General features: G+C 38.2%; 3 protein-coding genes. All 3 read right to left on the bottom strand.

All coding sequences use genetic code 11. From position 1 onward, the window contains the following. Positions 1 to 261: 261 nt before the first annotated feature. A complete protein-coding gene (locus ACY65O_RS12530) occupies positions 262 to 597 on the bottom strand; it encodes an NAD(P) transhydrogenase subunit alpha part 2 (RefSeq protein WP_462221196.1) in 336 nt (111 codons plus the stop codon). A 134-nt stretch (positions 598 to 731) separates the two neighbouring features. Then, entirely contained in the window at positions 732 to 1862 is a 1131-nt protein-coding gene (locus ACY65O_RS12525) for a Re/Si-specific NAD(P)(+) transhydrogenase subunit alpha (RefSeq protein ID WP_462221195.1), read from the bottom strand. A gap of 57 nt (positions 1863 to 1919) precedes the next feature. Next, positions 1920 to 2381: O-methyltransferase (locus ACY65O_RS12520; RefSeq protein ID WP_462221194.1), on the bottom strand; the 462-nt coding region annotated here is incomplete at its 5' end.

Below are 2381 nucleotides of genomic sequence, written 5' to 3'. Positions count from 1 at the left end.
TGGTCATTCCTGCTGCGGCCAGTAAATTTCCTTTACGTGCACTTGCAGGATTGGATAACATTTTTAGCCCGATAATAAATGTTACGGAAGCGATGAGGTAGCAGAGTGTGAGTATGTTTGATTCCATAATTTTGGCTCCACCTATCCTTTCGCCAGCTGGCAGAGTGGGAAATGGGGAAGATTGTGTAGTAGATTAAAAAATATTTTTTAGTGTTTAATTTAAATCAATAAAATTTGAATAACATCAATCACCGCTCTATTCTACTTGGTTTCCTCCCCCTTTGGGGGAGATAGAGGGGGCGTTTTCTTCTTAAACATTTCCAGCATCCTATCCGTTACCACAAAACCACCCACCACATTTATAGTGCCCAGCACTACTGCTAAAAATCCTAATATCAATGCTAAATAATTATCTGCTGCTGCTTTGCTCATTACAATTATAGCACCAATAACCACAACCCCGTGTATGGCATTAGCACCACTCATTAATGGCGTATGCAATACACTTGGCACACGGCCAATAACTTCTATGCCAACAAAAATCATCAGTATAACGATGTAGATAATTTGCTGGTTAGCGGATATCCATTGTAACATTTTTTTATTTATTAAAGTTTTTAAAAAATATTTTTGATAGATTTTTTTATCATTAACCGCCGACAGGGTTTACAATCCCGAAAAAAATCGGGACGGGGTTTAAAACTCAATTCCAAATTACAAATTCCTAACTCTTAACTCCCCGTTGCCACCAGCATAGAAACCTTTTCATTTATAACCACGCCACCATGTACTACACAAGTACCTTTTACTAAATCATCTTCAAAATTTAAATTTAAATTACCTTCTTTGTTAATAATTAATTGCAAAAAGTTCAAAATATTTTTACCGTATAGTTTACTGGCATCACTAGGCATAGTAGCCGCTAAAAAAGAATTGCCCACAATACTCACACCATTACAAATTATAATTTCATTGTTTTTAGTCAATTCGGTATTGCCGCCTGTTGCTGCCGCAAGGTCTATAATTACCGAGCCATTTTTCATAGCAGCTATCATACCCGCTGTAATTAACACCGGCGCTTTTTTACCGGGTATTTGTGCGGTGGTGATTATGATATCTGCTTTTGCGACACTTTCTGCAATTTTTGCTTTTTGTTTTTGTAAAAATTCTTCCGTTTGCTCCACTGCATAACCACCGGCTTTGCTGGCATCTGCAGCGCCATCTACTTCAATAAATTTTGCGCCAAGGCTTTGCACTTCTTCTTTTACTGCTGGCCTGGTATCAAATACTTCTACCACTGCACCCAATCTTTTTGCAGTGGCAATAGCCTGTAACCCTGCAACACCTGCGCCCAATATCAGCATTTTTGCAGGAGGCACACTGCCCGCTGCCGTCATAAACATCGGAAAATATTTGGGAAATAAATTGGCTGCCAGTAATACTGCTTTGTACCCGGCAATATTTGCCTGGCTGCTCAGCACATCCATACTTTGTGCTCTTGTGGTACGGGGCAACATATCCATACTAAAAACAGTAAGCCCTTTTGTAGACCACTCTTTCATTTGTTGCGCCGTAAATAGTGGTTGATAAATGCCTAATAAAATATTGGCTGTTTTGTAACCAATATCGCCGGGCAATGGCGGATGTATGCTTAAGGCAATATCGCTGTTTTGCATTACTTCTGCCCTGCTGCTGAGGGTGGCACCTGCATCTGCATATTTATTATCGTTTGCAAAAGCATTTACGCCTGCAGTAGTTTCTACTAAAACATTTACATTCCATTTTTTTAAAAGGGTAACATGTTCAGGTAATAAAGAAACTCTGGTTTCGTGAGCTGGTTCTTTTAAAACGCCGATTGTCATAAGATAAAATAATTATAACGAAGGTAACAAAAATTACGCCTAATAAAATTTGCATAATTAATACCTTATTATAAAATGCTGCTTCTCTTTTATTGCAGGATTAATGATGACAATGCCAACAAAAAAAAGATCGATAGTAAGTGTTACCTGCGGATGTTGTTTAATTTGCTCCCAGGCTGCTTCCATTTCGGCGCTCCAGTGGATGTCATCAAAAATGAGCAGTGTTTGAGGGTTTGAATAGTTTAATAATTGCTGAAAATATTTAAGTGTGGGCTCCTTACGGTGATTGCCATCAACAAAAGCCAAATCAATATTTTTTATTTGGGTTAAGAGTGCAGGCAAAGTATTTTCAAAATTACCTTTGGTAAGGGTAATATTTTTAAGTTCTAAATCTTCAAATGTTTGTTGTGCAATGGCGGCAATATTTTTTGCGCCCTCGCAGGTAAATACATTTGCGTTTTTATTGCCTGCGGCAAGATATGCAGTAGTAATGCCGAAGGAAGTGCCTAATTCCAAAAT

This window comes from Ferruginibacter sp. (assembly GCF_031430955.1).
GTDB lineage: Bacteria > Bacteroidota > Bacteroidia > Chitinophagales > Chitinophagaceae > Ferruginibacter.
The sequence above is the reverse complement of the archived record's forward strand: the minus strand, read 5'-3'. Positions and strand labels throughout refer to the sequence as shown.

Bases quoted from the DNA above. Each gene is read 5' to 3' on its own strand.
- ACY65O_RS12530 (WP_462221196.1), bottom strand. From the start codon at position 597: ATGTTACAATGGATATCCGCTAACCAGCAAATTATCTACATCGTTATA.
- ACY65O_RS12525 (WP_462221195.1), bottom strand. From the start codon at position 1,862: ATGACAATCGGCGTTTTAAAAGAACCAGCTCACGAAACCAGAGTTTCT.